The sequence below is a fragment of the Eubacterium ventriosum genome (assembly GCF_025150745.1).
Lineage (GTDB): Bacteria > Bacillota > Clostridia > Lachnospirales > Lachnospiraceae > Eubacterium_G > Eubacterium_G ventriosum.
In genome coordinates, this window is record NZ_CP102282.1 from 1,246,577 (window position 1) to 1,270,057 (window position 23,481).

Sequence of the window (23,481 nt, forward strand, 5' to 3'; positions counted from 1 at the left end):
TTCAGTTGGTAACGCAGTTGTACAACTAAAGGAGGAATATAATGGAAAGTTATAGACTTGAAGGACAGACTTTTGTTATAGATGATTATGACAGAAAGCCGGCTTTTTCCAGTTTTTTACCAGGTCTTGCAGGAGTTAAGGGAATTCCACTTTGGACATTCTACACTAACAGAGGTCAGGGAATGAACAGTTTTGGTATTGACAATAAGGGTAATGCCATTATGGAATTTAATTCAGCTAACACAGCATTTGAAAATACTCAGGTAAAAGGTTTTAGAACATTCTTAAAAATTGACGGAGAATATTATGAGCCATTTTTCACTTATGAAAAAGAAGCAAAACGTCAGATGAGAATGAATAAGAACAGTTTTAAGATAATTGAAACAAACGAAAAGTATGGAATAGAAGTTACAGTTAATTACTATGTTTTACCAAATGAAAGCATAGGAGCACTTGTAAGACAGGTATCTGTAAAGAACATTGGAGACAGTGCTAAAGAAGTTCAGGTAATTGACGGCCTTCCAAAAATTATTACATATGGTATCGCTAACGGCGAGTTTAAAGAAATGTCAAACTTATTTAAGAGTTGGGCAGATATTAGAAATCTTGAAAACAAGGTTCCATATTATACACTTAGAGCATCAACAAAGGATTCAGCAGAAGTATCTGATGTTGAGGGTGGATATTACTATTTAACAGTAAGAGATGGAAAGTTACAGGATGTAATCTATGATGTAGATACAGTATTTGGATATGATTTATCATTAATGACACCTGTTAACTTTATTGATGGTTCAATTGAAGGTGTTCTTTCTAAAGAACAGTGCTTTGCGAACAAGGTTCCATGTGGATTTACTCCATTTAAAGAAGTTGTTGAACCAGGCAAGGAATTAGCTTTTGACACAATGATGGGCTTTGCAGGTTCAACAGAACAGATTAATGCAAAACTTGATACATTCTGTGGAAAGGATTACCTTGCAAATAAATTTGTAGAAGCAGAAGAATTGGTAGACAGTTTTACATCTGATGTTAAGACACATACAGCAGCAGGAAAGTTTGACCAATACATTGAACAGTGTTACTTAGATAACTTCTTAAGAGGTGGTTATCCATATGTACTTAACAAAGATGGAAACAAGTCTATTATACATTTATTTAGCCGTAAACACGGTGATCCTGAAAGAGATTACAACTTCTTCTCAATTGCCGCTGAATATTATTCACAGGGTAATGGTAACTTCCGTGATGTTTCACAGAATAGAAGAAATGACGTATTCTTTAATAAGGACGTTGGAGAATTTAATGTTAAAACATTCTTTAGCTTAATTCAGGCTGACGGATACAACCCATTAGAGGTTCGTCCAAGTCTTTTCAATATAAAAGAAGGAAAAGAAGATGAAGTTAAGGCATATGTAGCTGATAGCATTTCAGGTGATGCTACAGCAATTCAGAACATTGTTGCAGGTAAATTTACACCGGGACAGATTTCTAATACTATTGCAAAACTTCAGTTAGAATTAAAAGTAGATGATGGTGACTTTATCGCAAACATTCTTAATGATTGCGACCAGAACATTGAAGCAGGTTTTGCTGAAGGCTACTGGAGTGACCACTGGGATTACAACATGGATTTAGTAGATAACTACTTATCTATTTTCCCAGACAAATTAGATGAATTAGTATTTAAGGATAATACATACAAGTTCTATGATAGCGTAGCTTATGTTGTTCCTAGATCAGAAAAATATGTAATCAACAAGAAGGGTGCTGTTCGTCAGTATGGTATGGAAGTTGAAGATGAGGCTAAACTTGCAAGACCAGGATTTAACAAGTGGGCGACTAACTGGTTAAAGACTCCTGATGAAAAGATTTATAACACAACTCTTGCAGTTAAAATGATTACATTGGCACTTAGCAAATTCGCACAGTTAGATGTGGATGGTATGGGTGTTGAAATGGAAGGTGGAAAGCCGGGATGGAATGATGCCATGAACGGACTTCCTGGATTATTTGGCTCAGGTACACCTGAAACATTTGAATTAAAGAGATTAATCAAGTTTATTACTGATAACTTTAATGGTAGCGAAACAGTTGTTATGCCTGCCGAAATTGCAAAATACTTAGATGATGTTAAGGCAGTTTTAGACAAGTACAACAACGGACAGGTTTCAGACTTTGAATACTGGGATGAAGTTGCTACTATCAGAGAAAACTACAGAGAAAGCGTTAAGTTATACTTAAGCGGTGAAGAAACAGAAGTTTCAAAAGACTATATCAATGAAGTATTCAGCGCTTTTGCAGCTAAGATTGATAAGGGTATCGAAAAGGCAGTTGAAATGGGAAATGGTCTTGTTCCAACATACTTTACACATGAAGCAGTTGATTTCGAACCTGTAGTTGATGAAAATGGAAATCCTGTAATGAGCCATTATGGATTACAGAAAGCAGTTGTAAAAGAATTTAAGACAGTTGCTCTTCCATATTTCCTTGAAGGACCTGCAAGAATGATGGGAAATGTAAATGAAGAAACAGCTAGAGAAATGTACAACAATGTTAAGAAGACAGGTCTTTATGATGAAAAATTAGCAATGTACAAAACATCAGCATCTATTGAAGGATGTTCAATGGAAGCAGGACGTTGTAGAGCATTTACACCTGGATGGCAGGAAAGAGAAAACGTATTCCTTCATATGGAATATAAGTACATTCTTTCAATGATTAGAGCAGGAATTTGCCCTGAATTCTATGATACAATTACAAGAGCACTTATTCCATTCCTTGATCCAAATATGTATGGAAGAAGTACACTTGAAAATTCGTCATTTATAGCTTCAAGCGTAAATCCAAATCCGGACATTCATGGTAGAGGATTTGTTGCAAGACTTTCAGGTTCAACAACAGAAATGCTTTCAATCTGGATTGAAATGTTTATGGGGGGAAAAGTATTTACATATGAAGATGGCAAGCTTGTTCTTAACTTTACACCAAAGCTTTCAAACTGGTTATTTGATGAAGGAAAGGTAACATTCAGATTACTTTCATCTTGTGACATTACTTATGTAAATGAAACAGGTAAGAATACATTTGGCGACGACGCAGCAGTTGTAGACAGAGTTGAAATTAATGGAGAAACAGTTTCAACAGAAAACAAGATTGTTGGAGAAATGGCTGAAGCAGTTAGAGATGGTAAAATAAATAATATTACAGTTTATTTTAAATAAAAATTGCAACTTTAAAGGAAACTTTTAAAAACAGTTTCAAAAAAAGCCCCGGCTACTATGTAGTCAGGGCTTTTCTTCTGAAAACAAAATACCTGAAACGTTTCAATTTCTTATTGTAACTGAATATATTATCTGCTATTATTGTATTAAAGCAGAGGCTTAACTTAAATTTAGTAAAAGGAAAGTTAGGAGAATTAAATGAGTGAATTAAAGTATTTAGATAAGAGGGGAACATTTACATTAGACAATCCGGATCTTACAAGTTATATGTATTTTCCATTGGCTAATGAAGCAGGAATGATGAGTGCTATTACACCTGACTTAGGTGGAGATATTAAGCTGGACCAGAATACATTTTTATTGGAACCGGTTAGCAGTGAAAACTTACATAATAACAAGTCAACAAGAAATTTTTGGGTTTATGTTGATGGAAAAGGTGCCTGGTCAGCCACAGGACGTTCTGCTAAGCAGCAGGCTAAGCTTTTTGATGATGACAAGGAGCAGGTAAAGCTTACAGCAGGTATTATGTGGCATAAGGTTGAAAGACAGACCGATGAAATGGGATTAAAAGCAGAATTAACTACTTTTGTACCATATACACAGGACAAGGTTGAGCTAACAAAAGTAACAATCACAAATACTGCAGATACAACACAGAAGATTACATCAACAGTTGCAATTCCAATGTATGCACGTTCTGCATCAAATATTAGAGACCACAGGCATGTAACATCATTACTTCACAGAACGTTTACTATTAAAGACGGTATTATGATTTATCCGACTCTTACATTTGATGAAAGAGGACATAACAAGAATACTGTTTTCTATGGTGCCCTTGCAAAGGAAATGATTAACGGAAAAATGGAGTCACCATTTAGCTTCTGTCCTGTAACAGAGGAGTTTATTGGTGAGGGTGGAAATTTTGAAAACCCATATTATGTTGCAAAGAATAAGCCACTTCCATATACAGAGGGACAGGAAGTAGACGGTTACGAAACAGTTGCAGCTATTCGTTTTAATGATTGTGAATTAAAGCCGGGAGAATCAAGAAGTTATGTTATAGCTTTAGAATATGGTACTTCTAAGGAAGAGCTTGAAAGTATTGGAAATAAATATATTGACGTAGATGTTTTTGATAAATATTTAGAAGAAACAAAGAATTACTGGCAGGATAAGATTAACGTAAGTTATAATTCAGCAGACAAGAATTTTGATAACTGGATGCATTGGGTTAACTTCCAGCCAATGCTTAGAAGAATTTACGGATGTTCATTCCTTCCACATCATGATTACGGAAAAGGCGGTCGTGGATGGAGAGACCTTTGGCAAGACTGTCTTGCACTTCTTATTATGGAGCCTGAACAGGTTAGACAGATGCTTATTGATAACTTTGGCGGAGTAAGATTTGATGGAACAAATGCCACAATTATCGGTTCTAAGCAGGGAGAATTTATTGCGGACAGAAATAATATTACAAGAGTTTGGATGGACCACGGTGCTTGGCCATATCTTACAACAGAATTGTATATGCAGCAGACAGGTGATGTTGAATTTTTAGTTGAAGAAAACTCGTATTTTAAAGATCCACAGGTTTGCCGTGGCGAAGAAAAAGATATGATTTGGAACGACGAACAGGGCAACAAACAGCTTGCAGAAAATAATGAAGTATATGCAGGAACAGTTCTTGAACATATGTTAATTCAGCATTTGACAGCATTCTATGATGTTGGTGAACATAATCATATAAGACTTCGTGGTGCTGACTGGAATGACGGACTTGACATGGCAGCTAAGCGTGGCGAAAGTGTTGCATTTACAGCTTTATATGGCGGAAACCTTAAGAATCTTGCAAAAGACATTAAGGCTTATGCAGAAAAGACAGGCAATGAAACAGTACTTCTTGCAAAAGAATTACTTATATTATTAAATGTAGACAAAACAGTATTTGACAGAATAGATGAAAAGAAACAGGTACTTGACGCATATTGCGAAACAGTAAAACATACAATCAGTGGTGAAAAAGTTAATGTAAGATGTGATGAACTTTGCAGTATTCTTGACAGTATGGGTGACTGGATTGGAGAACATATCAGAACTACTGAATGGACAACTGACAAAGATGGAGATGGTTGGTTTAACGGTTACTATGATAATAGTGGGAATGCTGTTGAGGGAGATTTCCCTACAGGTATCAGAATGATGTTGACAGGTCAGGTATTTACAGTAATGGCTGACGTGGCAACAGACGAACAGGTTGTAGCAATTGCAAAATCAGCGGACAAGTATCTTTATGATGAAGCCATTGGTGGATACAGATTAAATACAGATTTTAAGGAAGTAAAAACAGACCTTGGAAGATTATTTGGTTTTGCTTTTGGCCACAAGGAGAACGGAGCAGTGTTCTCACATATGGCAACTATGTATGCTAACTCACTTTATCATAGAGGTTATGCAAAAGAAGGATATAAGGTTATAAACAGCTTATTTAAACATTGCGATAACTATTCAAAGAGTGGTATTTATCCGGGAATCCCTGAATATGTAAGTCAGAGAGGCCGTGGAATGTATCATTATCTTACAGGTGCGGCAAGCTGGATGCTTCTTACAGTTCTTAATGAAATGTACGGTGTAAAAGGTGAATATGGTGCCCTTAAATTAAAACCACAGCTTTTAAAAGAACAGTTTGAAAATGGTAAAGCTTCAGCAACATGTATGTTTAACGGTAAAAACATTACAGTTACATACAAAAATGACAAGGCACTTGATGTAGGACAGTATAGCGTTAAGGAAATCTATATTGACGGTAATAAATATGGCGATTGCGATACTGTATTAAAAGAGGATGTAATGAAGTTAAACGATACTGTAAATATAGTAGCTATACTTGATTAACAAATGTCTGTGGGAGGTTTTCTCCCTTAGATTATAAAATAAAGTTTTGCAAACAAAGGAAAGAGGTAAAATATGTTTGAATGGGGAAGGGCAATATGTTACTCAGGATATAGGCAGGAACAAAGTCCAAAGACAGCCACATATCCTACTTATGAACAGATTAAAGAGGATTTAACATTGTTAAATGAATTAGGTTTCAAATATTTAAGAATGTACGATCCTATAAGATATGCAGAAGAAACATGCAAGGTTATAAGAGATTGTGGTTTTGATATGCAATTAATGTTAGGACCCGGTTTAATATCAGAAGTTAACAATCCGGGATGTCCATGGAACAAGACTAATTATTCAGAAGAAGAATTAAAGCAGCGTGCAGAACGTAATGATAGAAATATTGATGAATTAATCAGAATAGCAAATGAGAACAGCGATGTAATTAATGCAGTTTCAGTTGGGAATGAAAACACACCACAGTGGGGTGAAAACAATGTTCCAATTGAACGTCTTATAAGTTTTGCAAGAAGACTTAAAGAGGGAACAGGCAAGCCTGTAACTTTCAATGAAGGTGTTTACGAATGGGAGCATTTAAAACAGCTAGCAGATGAACTTGACATAATTAGTATTCACTCGTATCCATTGTGGAATGGTAATACTGTAGAAGAAGCCCTTGAAGTAAATAAGACATGGTACAAAAAAGTTAAGGAATGGTATCCTGGCAAGCCTATAGTATTCTCAGAAGTAGGCTGGGCTACGGACTGTGCAGACTTTAAACAGATGAGAGAAGGTCAGGCTAACGAGGAAAATCAGAAGAAGTATTACGAAGAATTTTGGAAATGGAGCGACAGGGAACAGATTATTTCTTATATGTTTGAAGCTTTCGATGAGCCTTGGAAAGGTGGAAACAGACCTAATGAAGCAGAAAAACATTGGGGAATATTAAACGAAGATAGAACTCCAAAGCTAGTATTGAAAAAGTGAAAAATAGAATTGAAATATTTTTATGAAGAAAAGAGCTTTTAAACAGGCTCTTTTTTCTTTTATATATAGAAAAATAATAAAAACGGTTTTTAAAATAAACAATGGTTAAATAGTGTCAAAAATGATAAATAAGTAAAAAAACTAGAGAAAATTGTGGGAAATATATATATTTTGAGATTGAAAATGTAGCATATGTAAAAGTAATGTTATAAAAAAGGAACAAGTCACATATATAGCTTGTCAAAAATGCACAAATAAAAATACTTTTAAACGTTTCAGATTATTGAATTGCATAAGAAGTAATGGTATAATAGCGACGACGTTAGTTTAGGTAAAAGCTAAATGAGTACAAAAAATATTAAAGGAGGGTGACTTAAATGAAACTCAACAAAAAAATGAAGAGGATACTCGCATTTGTGTTAAGTTTGGCAATGGTTGTTTCAACTTTTGGTTTAAACGTTGTTAGCGCAGATGATGAATGGGTATCTACAAATAATGGCTGGATTAATTTTACTGAAGACGGCTATGTAACAGGCGATGGCAACAGATATGCAGTAGAAGGTATTTCAGCAATATATGCCGGTGTATGGGATGACGGAAAGACAGCTAATATTGATGTTTTACGTAATGCAGAAACACCAAATTCTTTAGCAATTGATGTTAAAGACAATACACATGATGATCAGTGGCTTGTACAGGTGGCATGTAATGTTAAAGGCTTAGATTCAACTAAGGTTTACAAGGTTGAACTTAAGTTAGATGGTACAACAGTACTTGATACAGCAAATGTTTCAAGTGCAGAAAAGTACGAGAAAATGGTAGGTATTGGTAATAATGAAGCTTTAACAGTTGGTAAGCATACATTAACACTTGAAACAGAAGAATTAGTTAAGGGTGACACACCAGTTGAAGTTAAGAACATTGAAATTACACCTAACGAAGCTCAGATTGCAGCAACAAGAAAGATTTTTGCCAGCTGGACAAATCCTGAAGGGGCAGCTAAGACATATGCTTATCTTGAAGAAGCAAAAGAAGAAAATGCTGTTTGTACAGATGGTAAGGGATGGGTATTTAATAAATCAGCCGCACAGCCTATGACATCAGTTGATAGTGTATCAAGAACTTACAGTGATACAGATACTATTACAGTAGAACCTGGTAAGACATATAAGTTTATCGTTGAATCATTTAATGCTTTCGGAGATAAGATTGGCAAAGGAAGCGTAGATATTACAATTCCGGCTAAGACACAGGAAGAAATTGATGCGGAAAATGCAATAGCTGAAATAAAGACAAAGCTTTCATCAGACAGCAATATTGCAAAGAACAAAGAAGCTTTTGCATCATCAGGAGTAAAAACTGCCAAGGAAGCTTTTGATGGAAATCTTGGATCAAGATGGATAGCAGAAACAAAAAATGCTGACGAATATGTAGGAGTTAATCTTGGAAAATTATATTCACTTACAAGTGTGGCTATTTCATGGGAAGGTGCATATGCATCAGAATATGAAATACAGGTATCAACAGATGGAGAAGAATATAATACAGTTAAGGCTGTAACAGCAACAAAGGCAGATACAGCAGAATTTGTTTTTGATGAAGCAGTTGATGCACAGTTTGTTAAAATATTATGTAAGAAGGATGGATTCGGTTATCCATATTCAATTTGGGAAGTTGGAGCATTTGGAACAGAAAAAGGTGAAGGTGTAACAACAGTAGCACCAACAACAGTAGCACCTGCACAGGATGAGACAACAACAGCTTCTATAACACCGGACACACCATCAGTACCGGAAGCAGCAGCTAAAGATTGGTCAGCAGAGAAGTTTATTGGCTCAGAAGATGCTACATACAATGATACATATAAAGCAATCAAGGATGGAGCAATTAATGAAATCGTTAATATTCAGAAAGCTGATGATACATTAGGATTATATGTATCATTCGCAGATGCTGATTTTGGAACAATAACAGTAAATGGAAAAGCAGCAGATATTAAAGTTGCTGGAGCCGGAATTTGGTTCAAGTTATCAAACTTTACAGATATGTACAGTGATGTTGTAATTACAAATGGAGCTGGAACAGTTAAGGCTACATTATATGTATACAACAAGAACGGTGTTGATAATTCTAAGAAAGATGATGAAACAACAACAGCAGCTAAACAGGACGAAACAACACCAGCTAAGCAGGACGAAACAACAACACCGGCTAAGCAGGACGAAACAACAACACCGGCTAAGCAGGATGAAACAACAACACCAGCTAAGCAGGATGAAACAACAACACCGGCTAAGCAGGATGAAACAACAACACCAGCTAAGCAGGATGAAACAACAACACCAGCTAAGCAGGACGAAACAACAACACCAGCTAAGCAGGATGTAACAACAACACCAGCTAAGCAGAATGAAACAACAACAGTTACACCAACAACTAAGGCTATTAGTACAACAGCAGCTCCAGCAACAGTTAAGAAAACAACAGTTAAGAAAACAACGGTTAAGGCAACAGCTAAGAAGTTATCTTCTAACAAGGTTAAACTTTCAGTTAAGAAAGTAGCAGGAGCAAGCAAATACGCTGTACAGATTTCAACAACAAAGAACTTCAAGAAAGTTGTTGCTAAGAAGACATCTAAGAAGGCAGTATTTACAGTTAAATCTAAGAAACTTAAAGGTAAGAAGAAACTCTATGTAAGAGTTAAAGTTTACAAGAAAGTTAACGGAAAGACAGTTGCAAGCCAGTGGTCAAAGGCAACTAAGATTAGATTAAAAAAATAAGATTACAGAAGGTAATCATAATTAAGTAAACAGAGGCTATGGATTAGTGCCATTGAAAGGTACTATTTCATGGCTTCTTTTTTGTTAATAAAAGGAAAACATGGAAAATATTTGGAGATTCTAAAAAGTGAAATCTTATTAAATGAAAGAAAGACAGAAATTTTACAAAAAAGTCGAATTTATTACAATAGGAATTTTCTGTATAAATAGCCATAAAAAGTAATATTAATATTTAATAATAAAAATGATTTTACTAATTTTACCTTATTAGGGCAAAGTTAACAAAACAAGGGTAAAAATAATACTTTAAACTCAGATTTTAATGTTATATTTGCCTAATGAATTAGGCATTTTGCTGAAAAGAAACTAAAACTTTTTTTAACATTGAGATAAAAAAAAGGCAATTTATAATATTAAGTATAATATTAGGGAATGGAGGAATATTATGCTAAAAAATATGAAAAAAGCATTGTCTTTAACTTTGGTTACGGCTATGGTAGTCACCATATGTCCTCAAGGACAACTTGTAAACATATCAGCGGCTGATAATACACCATATTGCATATCAGAAGGTAGACCTGTATATGTAAGTTCAGGTAAGAATGAAGACTATGCAGTAGATGGTGACACATCTACAAGATGGGAAAGTGATTACAAGAACAAAATAGAATGGATGTATGTGGACTTGGGAGCAAAAGCAGACCTTGACCATGTTTATCTGAAATGGGAAGCAGCTTATGCTAAGTCATATCAGATTCAGCTTTCTAACGATGAAGAGAACTGGACAACAGTTTACACAAAGGGTAACGGTTCAGGTTCAGAAGAAACTCCTGAAGAAACAGTTAAGCCGGGAGCTATGGCAATCAGTGTTGGAAGAAAGAAAAAAAATGACAATGGTACAGTAAGTTCCAGCTTTTCATGGAGTGCAGTTTCAGGAGCAGTTACTTACAAGATTTTCGTTGAAAACAACGGTCAGGAAGAAGTAGCAACAGCACCTGATGGATTTACTTTTGATAAGGATTCAAGACTTGACCTTAATAATGAAGTTAAATTATTAGAAGGAACTCATAAGTACATTGTAAGAGCTTACAATTTTAAAGGTGAAGTTATTACAAGCGGTGAAGTTACAATCTCAGGTGATGTTACAGTTGAAGAAACAACTGAAGCACCAACTAATTCAGGTGAAACAACACCGGTTGTAGATGATAAGGAACAGACAATTGATTTAACTAAGATTATTGATAACAAAGAAGGCAGACAGGCAAGATACGTTAGAGTATTAATGACAGAAAAGGCTTTACCGGCTTATGGATATTCATTATATGAATTTCAGGTTTATGGTACAAACGGCGTGGTTGAAAGACCTGTTGATTATGGTGAAAACCTTGCTTTAAATAAGCCTGTTAAATCAAAATCAAATATAGTTAAAAGTGGAGACACTGAAAAAGAAGTAAACACTCGTGATGAATGGTGGATGTATGACAGTGATGGAAATCTTAGAGAGGATGCATATAACAATGTAAAACCTGAAAATGCAGTAGACGGAAATACAAAATCATCATTTACGTCATATCAGGGTGATGACCAGTGGATTTATGTAGACCTTCAGAAGGAATACAAAATCGGTAGAGTTGTTGTTAACTTTAACAGTGATGCTGCAAAGATGTATGACATTCAGGTTTCAAGTGATGCTAAGACATGGACAACAGTTCATAGAAATCTTAGAGGATACGCTAATATGATTGATGATGTTACCATGTATCAAAAGAATGTCAGATATGTAAGAATCTTAGGCTATACTAAGGTTGAAAGCGGTAGTGGTGTAGGAATTAACGAATTAAGTGTTTATGAATACAGAGAAGGCGATAGTAAGGAAAACGAAACAATCGCTCCACTTCCAACAAGACAGGTTATTAACAACAAGAATGGTAAAGGTTCATATGTTTCAGGTGAAATGTATAAGGAAAAGAACAAGTTACCAACATTTGTTAATGAAGAAACTATAAAGACACCAATCGATTCAAACAGCTGGTGGTCATCAGCAATGGTTCAGACATTTAGTAACTTACTTTGTTCAACACCATTAAAGGCTAAGTTCTCAACTAAGGGACTTGGAGTTTTGCTTGCAACAGCAGGATGGGTTGGAACAAGAAAGGAAACTGACCTTGGAACAGACCAGTCTACTGAAACAGGAATTGACTTCTATGTATTACCTGAAAAATACAACTCTAAAAAGGGTTATGACAGAGTAGAAAGCTATGGTGATTACTCAGTACAGTTAGGTTTAATGGACAACAGTGGAATGCAGATGAAGTCAACTGTAGTTAAGGGTTCACCTTACATTTTCAGTGAGTTCTGTGATAACACAACATTTTTCATTAACTCATCATCAATTACAGAATTTTTTGATGGCAATGGAAATAGTATTTTAGCTAAAGAAGGGGACACAATTACAACAGACCACATTGGTTTTAAGTCAGTGGATGATGAAAATACTAAGGCTAAAAACGATGGCTCTTATTATTGTATGAACGTACCTGAAGGAACAACATTTAAGGTAATGATTGTAGGTTCAAGATATAACGTTAAGGTGACATTCCCTTCAAAGAATGAAAATTATATGTCACTTGCAGCTATGACAAAGAAAGGTGACATTGACCAGTATTATAAACATGGTTACGCATTTGTAACAAACACACACGTTGGCTACACATTTGATCAGGCTAACAATAAGGTTGTAACAACATATACAGCTACAACTAAGACTATGAGAAAGGGATTCTCAAATGAAACAATGCATTGTTTATTCCCACATCAGTGGAAATATTCATCAGATGCAGATAACCCGGATGCAACATATTACTCAATTCGTGGTGACATGAAATCTATCTGGGCTAATGAATACAAGACAACACAGCAGTTCTCAGGTTTACTTCCAACATTTACAAAGCCTGACAGTAGCATGTTTAATACAACTGAAATGGTTGAATACCTTAACCAGGTAGTAGCATCTAAGATTAACACAGCACCTGTTGCTGATGCTTACTGGGAAGGTAAGAATGTTCACCCACTTGCAATCAGCGCTCTTATGGCTGACCAGTTAGGTGAAACAGAAATTAGAGAAAAATTATTAAAGAAATTAAAGAGCATTATGGTTGATTGGTTCACATATGACGGTGAAGATGATGACTGTTACTTAATCTACAATAAGGATTGGGGAACACTTTATTATCCTGAAAGTTCATTTGGTGCCAACGCAGCAATCTGCGACCACCACTTTACATATGGATACTTTATGTTTGGTGCAGCAGTACTTGCTACATACGACAAGCAGTTCTACAACGATTACAAAGATATGATTGAACTTCTTGTAAGGGATTACGCAGATCCTAAGGAACCTGAAGATGATGGCAATATGTTCTGTAAGTTTAGAGCATTTGACCAGTATTCAGGACACTCATGGGCAGGCGGATATGCAGACAGCGATTCAGGTAACAATCAGGAATCAGCTTCAGAAGCATTGTTCAGTTGGGTAGGGATGTATCTCTGGGGTGAAGTATCACAGAATAGCACTTACATTGATGCCGGAGCTTACGGCTTCACAACAGAAATGGAAGCGATTGAGCAGTACTGGTTCGACTATGATGAAACTAACTGGTTAGGTGATCATCCTGACAGAGCAGCAGATCAGGTTTATGATTATCCGTTCCAGGGAATAGGTCAGATTTATGGCGCTTCAATGGGATATGGAACATATTTTGGTGGACAGCCTGTTTATGTATACGGTATCCAGTGGTTACCTATTTCTGAATACCTTACAAACTATGGCATGAATCAGGAAAAATGTGCCAAGATATATCAGGGATTAGTAGATGATACTAATTATGCAATAAACATAGAAAAGAAATTATTTGATCAGGATTTGGCAAACGGAGTTAGTGCAGATGATTCATGGCACAATCCGGACAAGTATGTAACACCTGATAACGGATGGCAGCATATTACATGGCCATTCCTTTCACAGACTAATGCACAGAGTGCATATGACAAGTTTGAAGCTAACGTAACAAATGTACAGGTTGAAGATAGAGCTAATACATTATGGTTTATTTCAGCAATGGATCAGTTAGGCTACAGAACAAATGACTACATGGTAACAGGCAACATTACAGGTTCTGTATATCGTAAGGATACAAACGGCAAGACAGTATACACAGCAGAAGTTTGGAATGCTACAGACAAGACACAGACAGTAGCAATTAAAGATAAGTTTGGAAAACAGATTGGTAAAGCTAACATTGGTGCAAAGGCATTTGTAAGCTTTAACATTGACACAGAAAAACAGTTTGAATTAACTCAGACAGCAACACCTACAGTTAAGGCTACAGCTTTAGCAACAGGAAAAGTTACAGAAGATGTAACAGGAAAAGTAACATTTGATGATACACAGTTAGTTGAATTATCATGCTCAGATGCAAATGCTAAGATTTACTACACAACAGATGGTACAATTCCAACAACAGAATCAAAAGAATACACAGGAAAGATTTTGATTTCAAGCAACACTACATTAAAGGCAGTTGCAGTTAAGGATGGATATCTTGATTCAGCATATTCAGCAACAGTATTTGAAATTGCCGGGGATACAGTAAGCAGTAGTGCTAATTTAGGACTTAAGAAGAAAGCAACAGCATCTTCATCAAAGGGTGCAAATACAGCCGATATGGCTTTCGATGGTACAACAGACACAAGATGGCAGGCCGACAATGAAGCAGATGATGAATGGATTCAGGTAGATCTTGGTTCAGTACAGGCAGTTAACGCAGTTACAATTAACTGGGAAGCAGCTTATGCGGCAAAATACGAAATTCAGGTATCTACAGACGGAAAAGAATGGACAACAGTTGCTAAGGAAAATGGTATGGTTGGAGAAATCACATCAAGTTTTGCGGCAACAAAGGCAAGATACGTAAAGATGCAGGGTGTTTCAAGAGGAACTCAGTATGGTTACTCAATTTATGAAATGCAGGTATTTGGTGCAGTACAGGCTAAGGCACCAACAATTACACCTGTAAGTGGAACTTATAAGGGAACACAGACAGTAACAATGTCAACAGCAGTAAAGGGTGCTGAAATTAAGTACACAACTGATGGAGCAACTCCAACAGAAGATTCAGATACTTATGAAGGACCAATTACAGTAGACAAATCAGTAACAATTAAGGCTGTAACATATAGAAAGGGAATGTTATTATCAGATCCTGTTCAGTCAGATATTATTATTGAAGGAACAATTTCATTAAATAAGACAGAAGCAACAGTAGCAATTGGAAACAAGTTACAGCTTTCAGCAATAACAGACCAGTCAGTTACATTTAGCAGTGATAATGCAGGTATTGCCAAGGTAGATGCTAACGGTTTAGTTGAAGGTGTTTCAAAGGGAACAGCTACAATTACAGCAAAAGCTGCAAACGGACAGAAAGCAACATGTAAGATTACAGTAACAGATCCTGTACATATTACATCAATTGAAATTGCTCCACAGAATCTTGAAATTAAGAATAAGACTTCAGAAACATTGAAGCTTACAATTAATCCAAGCAACACAACAGATGACACAACAGTTACATGGACATCAAAGGATGAAAAGATTGCAACAGTTAATGATGCAGGAACAGTAACAGCTAAGTCAGAGGGAACAACAACTATTACAGCTAAGATAGGTAAGCTTGAGGCAACATGTGAAGTGACAGTTTTACCTATAACTGTAGAAGAAATGGTTGCAGACGGACAATTTAACATTGGATTAGGTAAGAATGTTGTAGCACTTCCTAATAAGCAGAATGGTGAAGGCGGTAGCGAAAGCGACATTACAGATGGTAACTTTGAAGGCAAACATATTGCTACAGCATTTGCCACAACAGGAACAAGTTATACACTTGATTTAGGAGATGCTTATGACAGCGCAACTATTGATAAGTTAGTTGTAAAATACAAAGAAAACAATGGAGGAGATACTCCTGTTAACGGTTACGAAATCCAGTACTCAACTAACGGAGTTGATTTTGAAACAGTTAAAAAAGTAACAGGAGATTCTGTAAAGGATGCCTGCGAAAACAAGAATTGTGTAGATACTCAGGATATGACAGGAGTAACAGGCGCAGTAAGATACATTAGATTCTATTATCCTGAAGCATACACATGGGGTGTTCAGGTAAGAGAAATTGCAGCATTAAGTACAGATAAGAATGCTAAGAAGGCAGAATTACAGTACTGTGATAATCCTGCAGAAGTAACAGTAAAATCTGATAAGTATTGCCAGATTACATATACAATTAAAGCCGGTGAAAATCAGGATGATTACAAGTATATGGTATACTTAAACAACAACCTTGTAGGTGACAGAGTAACTGCAGGAACATATACAATTGATAACTTAGATGCAGGAACATATACAGTTAAGGTAGTTTCATATTACAACAAGTTAACATCTAAGGGCATCTCAAAGGAAGTTAAAGTAGATGACGGTTCATTAAAGGATTACATTAACACTGTAAGAAATATTTCAAAGGGAGCAAAGATAACTGTTGACAAGGTATACGAAGGTGAAGGAAACCAGGATGTATCATCATTAACAGATGGTATCGTATCAGATAACAACGGTGTTTGTGTTCACACAGAACATGGAGCACAGACGGCAACAATCAATATGGACCTTGGAGAAAATTATCCAATTTCTAATATTGAAGAATTTTTAATAGCATTTAAGGCAGACAATACATATGCTAAGACTTATACAGTTGAGTTTTCAGCAGATGGACAGAACTTCCAGGAAATGATTAATGTTAAGGATGCTAAGTACAAAGATGTTATGGAAAATAAGATTGACCCTTCAACATATAATTACGATACAGTAAGATATGTAAGAGTTAAACTTAACGATGGTAGTTACAGTTGGGGATATCAGATTTCAGAAGTAGCAATTATGGGAACAGACATTTATATGCCTGTTGAACCTGAAGGATTAGTTGTAGAAAGCCCAACTTATAATACTGTTACAGTAACATGGACAGGTGCAGATAACGGACAGACATATTGGGTTTACATTGATGGCAAGGTTAAGGATATGAACTTAGCATCAGCCGGAACATATACATACAACAATATTGATGCCGGAACACATATTGTTAAGGTAACATCAAGATTAAATGGAATTGAATCAAAGGGTGTAACAAAAGAAGTTGTAGTAGCTAATCAGCCAACAACAACACCTGAACTTACAACAACAACTAAACCGACACCAACAACAGCTAAACCTAGTGAAACAACAACTCAGGCACCTACTATAAACCCTAGTGGAACGACTGAGGTAACAACAAAACCTGGAGAAACAACACAGGCAACAACAAAGGCTGACGAAACAACTAAGTCAGGTGAAAATACATCAGACATTGGTAATGGTGGCAACACAACTGTAGCACCAAGTGCTTCAAGTGATATTAATGTAAAAGTTGGCAAGACTAAAGTAACAAAGGCAACAAAGAAGAAGAGAACAACTAAAGCAAAGATTTCATTAAAGAAGGTTGCAGGTGCTAAGGGCTATGAAGTAAGAGTTTCAACAACTAAGAAGTTTAAGGCTAAGAAGACTATTACAAAGGTATTCAAACGTAATAAGCTTACATTTAAGAAACTTAAGAAGAACAAGAAGTACTATGTACAGGCAAGAGCATTCACAGTAATCAATGGAAAAAAGAAGTATGGTCCATGGAGTGCTAAGAAGAAAATGAAACTTACAAAGTAAAATGTAAAATCATTATAAAAGAAAAAGGCTATCCACTAATGTGAGGTGACCCCAAAAAGTTAGACTTTTTACGAGACGACTTCGGTCGTCTCGTTTTTTCTTTTATGCAGTAAGGAGATGGAGCCTGTATGGAACAGGACTCATCCATCCTAACTTTTCTTTTATTCGTTTTTGCTTCGACCTAGCCATAAAAATACCGACCTCCAATCGTTAGATTTTTTAGGTCTAACTTTTTGGGGTCGGTATAATTTATAGCTATCAGGTATGCTTTTAATTTAATTTATTCTCCGAGGAAAATTTTCACATTTCCAATATGTTTCAGCCCTTCTTTGCGACCAATGTCATATAGAGCCTGCAGTTTTTCAGGATCTCTTTCGGTGCGCCCGATTGTAACAGGATTCTCAGGTCTGATAATGTAGACAAGTCCTTTGCGTTCAAGTTCTTTTAGGTCATCTAATGTTTTGTTGTACATAATATGGCGGACTTCCAAGTCGTGCACAAGATTAGGATATTTCTTGCCCAACTTTAATCTGATTAACGGAAGCATTGAATTTTTCTTTTTTCTGTAGCCGTCATGTTGGGTAAGAATGACAATATTTTTCTCGTAGCCCATTTCCATAAACTTGTGAATTGGAATTGAATCTGAAATTCCACCGTCAAGCATTTTAAAACCGTCGATTTCTACAATATTTGAAACCATTGGCATTGAAGCAGAAGCCCTAAACCATTTAATGTCCGTTGCATCGCCGTTAGGACAAAGATGATAAATAGGTTTTCCGGTTTCAACATCTGTAGTTACAACGTAGAAATCCATTGGATTCTTCTGATAAGTTTCCACGTCAAAAATATCAAGGCGGTTAGGAATCTGATTATAACAAAAATCAGCACCGTAAATATCGCCGGTCTTAATTAAAGAACGAAGTCCAACATATCTGGGATCACGACAATATTTGGTATTGTATCGTATTGTTCTGCCAATCTGTTTTGACTTAAGATTACAACCAAAGGCAGCCCCGGCAGAAACGCCAATGGCACCGTCAACAGTAATATCATTTTCCATAAATATATCAAGTACTCCGGCAGTGTACATTCCACGCATGGCACCGCCTTCCAAAATTAATCCTTTTTTCATATAAATACCAATCCTTTTTAAAAAAATTTTTATAATGTGAAACAACTGAACTTTTATTACAGGGGTTGTTACGTGCTTCACGTTTTTTACACTATAATAAATTATACAGCGAATTTGTTAATTTTGTATCAATAAAATAAGTTTTATTTTCAAAAAAATTAAGAACAGTCATAATCATAAAAAAGAAATTAAAGAACAAAAAATATGAAAAAAACTATTTTATTTTCAATATTTGTTTGACATCTCTACGCAATTATGGTATAAATATCCCTGTGCTAAATTGCAGATAGGGGTGTAGTTCATCGGTAGAATAAGAGTCTCCAAAACTCCAGAGGTGGGTTCGATTCCTACCACCCCTGTTATTAAAAAGCCTTTGTTTAAAGGGATTCCTTTAAACAAGGGCTTTTTTGTCGTATAAGAAATTACTGTTTTTTACTTGTTTTTACTAATGAATTCTGATTAAATTGGTGGACTAGAGTAGATAATATTGAACTTGCAAATTTTAAGTATAAATATGAAAAACGATGTTTCAGGTGAAGAGTAAGCCACCGGCTAAGCCGGTGGTATTGGATAATTTAAAAATAATAAGTTGTGTGCTATTGGAGAGTTTTAGGAAGATTGTTAATTTCTGTCTCAAATATATTTTTTTCCCCCACATAAATAGAAATATCAAAAGAAACAAATTCGTCTTGTTGATTATATTCTTTACTTTCTACATACTGAACAGCAGACTTTTTCTTTATGGACAAATAATTGGCATATTTGTCTTCAACTATTCGTGCCATAAATCTTTTTTTTGTATGCATGACTTTTATGTTATAATATTTTTCTAAAATGTAAAACATAGATTCTTTTTCTAAATCATGTTTTTCGATTTCGGGAATATCAGAAGCCCGGTAATATCCATCAACAAAAACAATAGGATCATCGTTTCTGTATCTTAATCGTTGAATTCTAATTAATTCATCTCCAACGTTAAATTCTGATTTCTCAGCAATGTAGTCATTGCAAATAAATTTCTCAATAGAAATAAGTTCCGTCTTGGGTTCAAAACCATACATTTTCATTTCATCATTAAAACTAATAATTTCCTTAAAAAATACATTCTCTTTACTTTGTTGGTTAACAAATGTTCCGCGGCTCTTGTAACGGACAATGTACCCTTCACTCATTAATTCATAAAATGCCTGTCTTGTAACGGTTCTTGACAGATTAAAATGGTTACATATTTCATGTTCAGTTGGAAGTTTATCTCCTGGTTTTAGGATACCATTTTGAATTGCCTCTTTTATTGATTCTTTCAATTGTGAATATAGAGGAACCAGAGAGTATTTGTTAATTGTAATATAATCCATAATAAAAATCTCCTTTAGTAAATAGAGCTATGACTATACATGCTCTTAATAAAATATTAGCAAAAAAATGTTGACATTTCAATAAAAATATTATAATATAACATTGTCATTACAAAGTTACAAAATAAGAAAGGAGAAATAATAAATGTACGAGTACGATGTAAGTAAATCTAATATGTGGAGAGAAGTTCATGAACAACCGGAAATAATAAGACATGTAATTGATGTGAATCTGCCTATAATAGAAAATATATGTAAAGAGGTAGATAATAGGAACATCAGTAAGGTTCTTTTAGTAGGAAGAGGTTCAAGTGAGCATGCATTATTAGTGGGAAAATATGCGTTTGAGATTTATACCGATAAATTAACATCGATGGCTTACCCTTCAATAATAACATTGTCGGATGGAAAAGTAGATTTGTCAGATGTTTTGACAATCGGAGTCTCTCAATGTGGTGAGGCAAAGGACGTTTATACTGTACTGGAAAAATGTCAGAATCAGGGAGGCATTGCAGTATCAGTAACCAATGAACACGAATGTCTTATGAGAAATGTGGGAAATTATTATATTAATTGTGAATGTGGAAAAGAGACAAGTTTCACGGCAGCTAAGTCGTATATGTCTCAAATGGTAATAACACTATTATTTGCAGCAGTGCTTTCACACGATGAAAAAGTGTTGGAACAGATAAAAAAAGCACCGGATATTATAGAACAAAGTTTGTGTAAGAATATAGAAGAACAGGTAAAGAAAAGCATTCCTTTGTTTAGAAATGTTCAGGATATTTTGTTACTGGGAAGAGGATTTGGTTATGCAGTTGCTAATGAAACTGAACTTAAAATAATGGAAGCAAGTTATACAAACGCAAAGGCATATTCATCCTGTGATTATCCACATGGACCAATAGCAACTACAAACAGATTTATACCTGTAATATTCTTTTTGACTGACGAAAAAACAAATGATAGTACAATAAAACTTGTTGAGAAAATAAAAAAGGATTTTTCTGTTAGTACATTAGTTGTTACAAATAATGAAAAATACATTACAATGGCTAACGAAGCAGTTCTTTTGCCGAAAGAAGCGGAAGGCGTTGCAGGAGTGTTCGGAATGGTTGTGTTTTCACAATTATTTGCATGTCTCTTATCTTTGGCAAGGGGATATAATCCGGATGAACCTATTGGCTTATCAAAAACTACGGTAACTTTTTAAATTTTAATAATAATAAGGAGGTGTAATTATGAGTGTTACATTGTTACAGGGACTGATTCTGGCACTGATTGTATTTGCATTTGCGTGGGATGCCAGATGGGAATGCTTCTTTGTATTCCATCCTATTATCGTCTGTTTTGTTACAGGGCTTGTATTGGGAGATTGGAAACTTGGTTTGGAAGCCGGAGCAATAGCAGAATTGTCCTACTTAGGACTTACAACAGTAGGTGGAACGGTACCACCTAATGCATTGATTGCAGGACTTATGACAGTTGTTTTGGCTTACAAGAGCGGAGTATCGGCAGAAACAGCTTTAGGACTTAGTTTACCATTCGCATTGCTTATGCAGTGGATAGTTATCGCGTGTCAGTCATTGTTCTCAGGATTTAACGTAAAAGTAGAGCAGGCAATAAAACAAAATGATATTAAAAAATTTAAGTTTTATGTGTTCCTACCTGAAATTATTTTAACATCACTTTATGCAGTAGTTGCATTCTTAAGTACATATGCATTACAGAATGTATTATCAAAGTTTGTTAATTCATTCCCTGAATTCGTTTCACACGGATTTGAAATAGCAGGAGGACTTTTACCGGGACTTGGACTTGCACTATTGTTAAAGGTAATGGTGAAAAAAGAAAATGTTCCATATCTGATTATCGGATTTTTAGTTATGAGCATTATGAAACCTGACAATGTTTTACCAGTAGCTTTATTTGCAATTGCATTAGTACTGATTGATTTTATGAGAGACAAAGAGGCAAAAACAACATCAGTAGTAACAGGAGGTGAAGATGATGGCGAAGGAATATAATGAGACAACAAATAAACTTACCAATAAAGATTTAAAAAAATTGGGTTTAAGGTCGATGTTCTACCAGACAGGATTTACCTTTGAAAAAATGCAGGGTAATAGTTTCGGCTGGAGCATACTTCCAGGATTAGAGAAAATACATGGAAAAGATAGTGAAGAAGTAAGCAAGGCGTTGGATGAGTACGGCGTTGACTTTATAAATACGGAACAACATGCCGCATCTTTTCTGATGGGATTAGTTCTATCAATGGAAGAAAATAGAGCTGATAGAAAATTAATAAAAAATATGAAAACTGGTCTTTTTGGATCTTTTGCAGGTATCGGTGATGCAATATTTTGGTTTACATTATTACCTATTAGCGGAAGTATAGCAGCATCATTGTGTAAACAGCATTCAATATTAGGACCGATATTCTTCCTGGCATTTTGGATTTTAATGGCAGTTTCAAGAGTATTTTTCCTAAAAGCCGGATACAAACTGGGAAGTGGAGCAATATCTAAATTAACAGAAAATGCCAAAGCATTAACTAAAGGTGCAGGTATTCTTGGTGTAATGGTAGTTGGAGCAATGATTCCAAGTTATGTAACTTTTGCGTTCCCGGAAAAATTAAAATTATTTGGTACTGTTGGAGTACAATCAATCTTCGATTCAGTTATACCTAATTTGCTCCCAGCATTGTTTGTTGGTATACTATATTATATCTTCAAAAAGAAGAAGGTAAGCATAGTAGTACTAATTTTAGCAATAATAGCATTTGCAATATTAATGTCATTATTAGGATGGTTATAGGAGGAAATATGGTATGTCGGATATAAACATTGTTTTTACAAGAGTTGATAATCGTTTGGTGCATGGACAGGTTGGAAATGTCTGGGTTACGGCAAGTGGTGCAAATTTAATTTTAGTTGTTGATGATGAAACATGTAATGATGAGTTATCAAAATCATTAATGAAAATGACTGCAGATGCCGTAGGAGTTCAGATTAGATTTTTCTCAATAAAAAAGACTATTGAGATTATTGGAAAGGCTGCTCCTTCACAAAAGATATTTATTGTCGCAAAAACTCCACAGGTGATTGAACAGTTAGTTGATGGCGGAGTTCCTATTAAACATTGCAATATAGGAAACATGCATAAATCAGAAGGTAAGCATATACTTCATGAAGTCCATGTTTACGTGGATGATCAGGATGAGGCGTGTCTGAAACGGCTGAAAGAAAAAGGAGTAGATGTGTATATCCAGATAACTCCAAATGACAGAAAATACAAGATATAAATTAAAGGGTCCAAA

11 protein-coding genes and 1 tRNA gene are annotated in these 23,481 nt (G+C 35.3%); 10 read left to right on the forward strand and 2 right to left on the reverse strand.

What is annotated here, in order from left to right:
• Nucleotides 1–41 precede the first annotated feature (41 nt).
• The 5 genes from NQ558_RS05670 to NQ558_RS05690 all read left to right on the forward strand — a co-directional run bounded on the left by NQ558_RS05670 (nt 42) and on the right by NQ558_RS05690 (nt 17,675).
• Entirely contained in the window at nt 42–3,221 is a 3,180-nt protein-coding gene (locus NQ558_RS05670) for a hypothetical protein (protein WP_005358765.1), read from the forward strand.
• Between the two features lie 198 nt (nt 3,222–3,419).
• Nucleotides 3,420–6,116 carry a GH36-type glycosyl hydrolase domain-containing protein gene (locus tag NQ558_RS05675; protein ID WP_005358764.1) on the forward strand — a complete coding sequence of 899 codons (2,697 nt, stop codon included), beginning with the start codon at nt 3,420–3,422 and terminating at the stop codon, nt 6,114–6,116.
• A 72-nt stretch (nt 6,117–6,188) separates the two neighbouring features.
• On the forward strand, nt 6,189–7,094 hold the full coding sequence (locus NQ558_RS05680) for a glycosyl hydrolase family 17 protein (RefSeq protein ID WP_005358763.1): 906 nt from the start codon (nt 6,189–6,191) through the stop codon (nt 7,092–7,094).
• Between the two features lie 377 nt (nt 7,095–7,471).
• Nucleotides 7,472–9,874 carry a discoidin domain-containing protein gene (locus NQ558_RS05685; protein ID WP_005358762.1) on the forward strand — a complete coding sequence of 801 codons (2,403 nt, stop codon included), beginning with the start codon at nt 7,472–7,474 and terminating at the stop codon, nt 9,872–9,874.
• Between the two features lie 445 nt (nt 9,875–10,319).
• Nucleotides 10,320–17,675, forward strand: a complete 7,356-nt coding sequence (locus NQ558_RS05690) for a discoidin domain-containing protein (protein WP_050750926.1) — start codon at nt 10,320–10,322, stop codon at nt 17,673–17,675.
• A 280-nt stretch (nt 17,676–17,955) separates the two neighbouring features.
• Here NQ558_RS05690 and NQ558_RS05695 read toward each other — a convergent pair whose 3' ends face one another.
• A complete protein-coding gene (locus NQ558_RS05695; RefSeq protein ID WP_005358758.1) occupies nt 17,956–18,807 on the reverse strand; it encodes a patatin-like phospholipase family protein in 852 nt (283 codons plus the stop codon).
• Nucleotides 18,808–19,095: 288 nt separating this feature from the next.
• Between NQ558_RS05695 and NQ558_RS05700 the strand changes: the two genes are divergently transcribed.
• Nucleotides 19,096–19,166 (forward strand) — tRNA-Trp (locus tag NQ558_RS05700).
• A 237-nt stretch (nt 19,167–19,403) separates the two neighbouring features.
• Here the strand turns inward: NQ558_RS05700 and NQ558_RS05705 are convergent.
• Nucleotides 19,404–20,162, reverse strand: a complete 759-nt coding sequence (locus tag NQ558_RS05705) for a GntR family transcriptional regulator (RefSeq protein ID WP_005358757.1) — start codon at nt 20,160–20,162, stop codon at nt 19,404–19,406.
• A gap of 145 nt (nt 20,163–20,307) precedes the next feature.
• Here NQ558_RS05705 and NQ558_RS05710 point away from each other — a divergent pair, with 145 nt between their 5' ends.
• From NQ558_RS05710 to agaB, 4 genes are read left to right on the forward strand one after another with little or no spacing between them, the layout of a single operon-like run.
• Nucleotides 20,308–21,375, forward strand: coding sequence for an SIS domain-containing protein (locus tag NQ558_RS05710; RefSeq protein ID WP_005358756.1), 1,068 nt, complete (start codon nt 20,308–20,310; stop codon nt 21,373–21,375).
• A gap of 28 nt (nt 21,376–21,403) precedes the next feature.
• Nucleotides 21,404–22,189: a PTS sugar transporter subunit IIC gene (locus NQ558_RS05715; RefSeq protein ID WP_005358754.1), complete on the forward strand. Its 786-nt coding sequence runs from the start codon at nt 21,404–21,406 to the stop codon at nt 22,187–22,189.
• Complete coding sequence (locus tag NQ558_RS05720) at nt 22,170–22,979, forward strand: PTS system mannose/fructose/sorbose family transporter subunit IID (protein ID WP_005358752.1); 810 nt, start codon at nt 22,170–22,172, stop codon at nt 22,977–22,979. Before NQ558_RS05715 ends, NQ558_RS05720 begins: the two co-directional genes overlap by 20 nt.
• A gap of 13 nt (nt 22,980–22,992) precedes the next feature.
• The gene (gene agaB / locus NQ558_RS05725; RefSeq protein ID WP_005358750.1) at nt 22,993–23,466 is read left to right on the forward strand and encodes a PTS galactosamine transporter subunit IIB; all 474 of its coding nucleotides are present in this window, start codon (nt 22,993–22,995) and stop codon (nt 23,464–23,466) included.
• Nucleotides 23,467–23,481 lie beyond the last annotated feature (15 nt).

Coding starts and splice junctions, on each gene's coding strand:
- NQ558_RS05675 (WP_005358764.1), top strand. CDS start 3,420: ATGAGTGAATTAAAGTATTTAGATAAGAGGGGAACATTTACATTAGAC.
- NQ558_RS05705 (WP_005358757.1), bottom strand. CDS start 20,162: ATGGATTATATTACAATTAACAAATACTCTCTGGTTCCTCTATATTCA.
- agaB (WP_005358750.1), top strand. CDS start 22,993: ATGTCGGATATAAACATTGTTTTTACAAGAGTTGATAATCGTTTGGTG.
- NQ558_RS05685 (WP_005358762.1), top strand. CDS start 7,472: ATGAAACTCAACAAAAAAATGAAGAGGATACTCGCATTTGTGTTAAGT.
- NQ558_RS05720 (WP_005358752.1), top strand. CDS start 22,170: ATGATGGCGAAGGAATATAATGAGACAACAAATAAACTTACCAATAAA.
- NQ558_RS05670 (WP_005358765.1), top strand. CDS start 42: ATGGAAAGTTATAGACTTGAAGGACAGACTTTTGTTATAGATGATTAT.
- NQ558_RS05715 (WP_005358754.1), top strand. CDS start 21,404: ATGAGTGTTACATTGTTACAGGGACTGATTCTGGCACTGATTGTATTT.
- NQ558_RS05680 (WP_005358763.1), top strand. CDS start 6,189: ATGTTTGAATGGGGAAGGGCAATATGTTACTCAGGATATAGGCAGGAA.
- NQ558_RS05710 (WP_005358756.1), top strand. CDS start 20,308: ATGTACGAGTACGATGTAAGTAAATCTAATATGTGGAGAGAAGTTCAT.
- NQ558_RS05690 (WP_050750926.1), top strand. CDS start 10,320: ATGCTAAAAAATATGAAAAAAGCATTGTCTTTAACTTTGGTTACGGCT.
- NQ558_RS05695 (WP_005358758.1), bottom strand. CDS start 18,807: ATGAAAAAAGGATTAATTTTGGAAGGCGGTGCCATGCGTGGAATGTAC.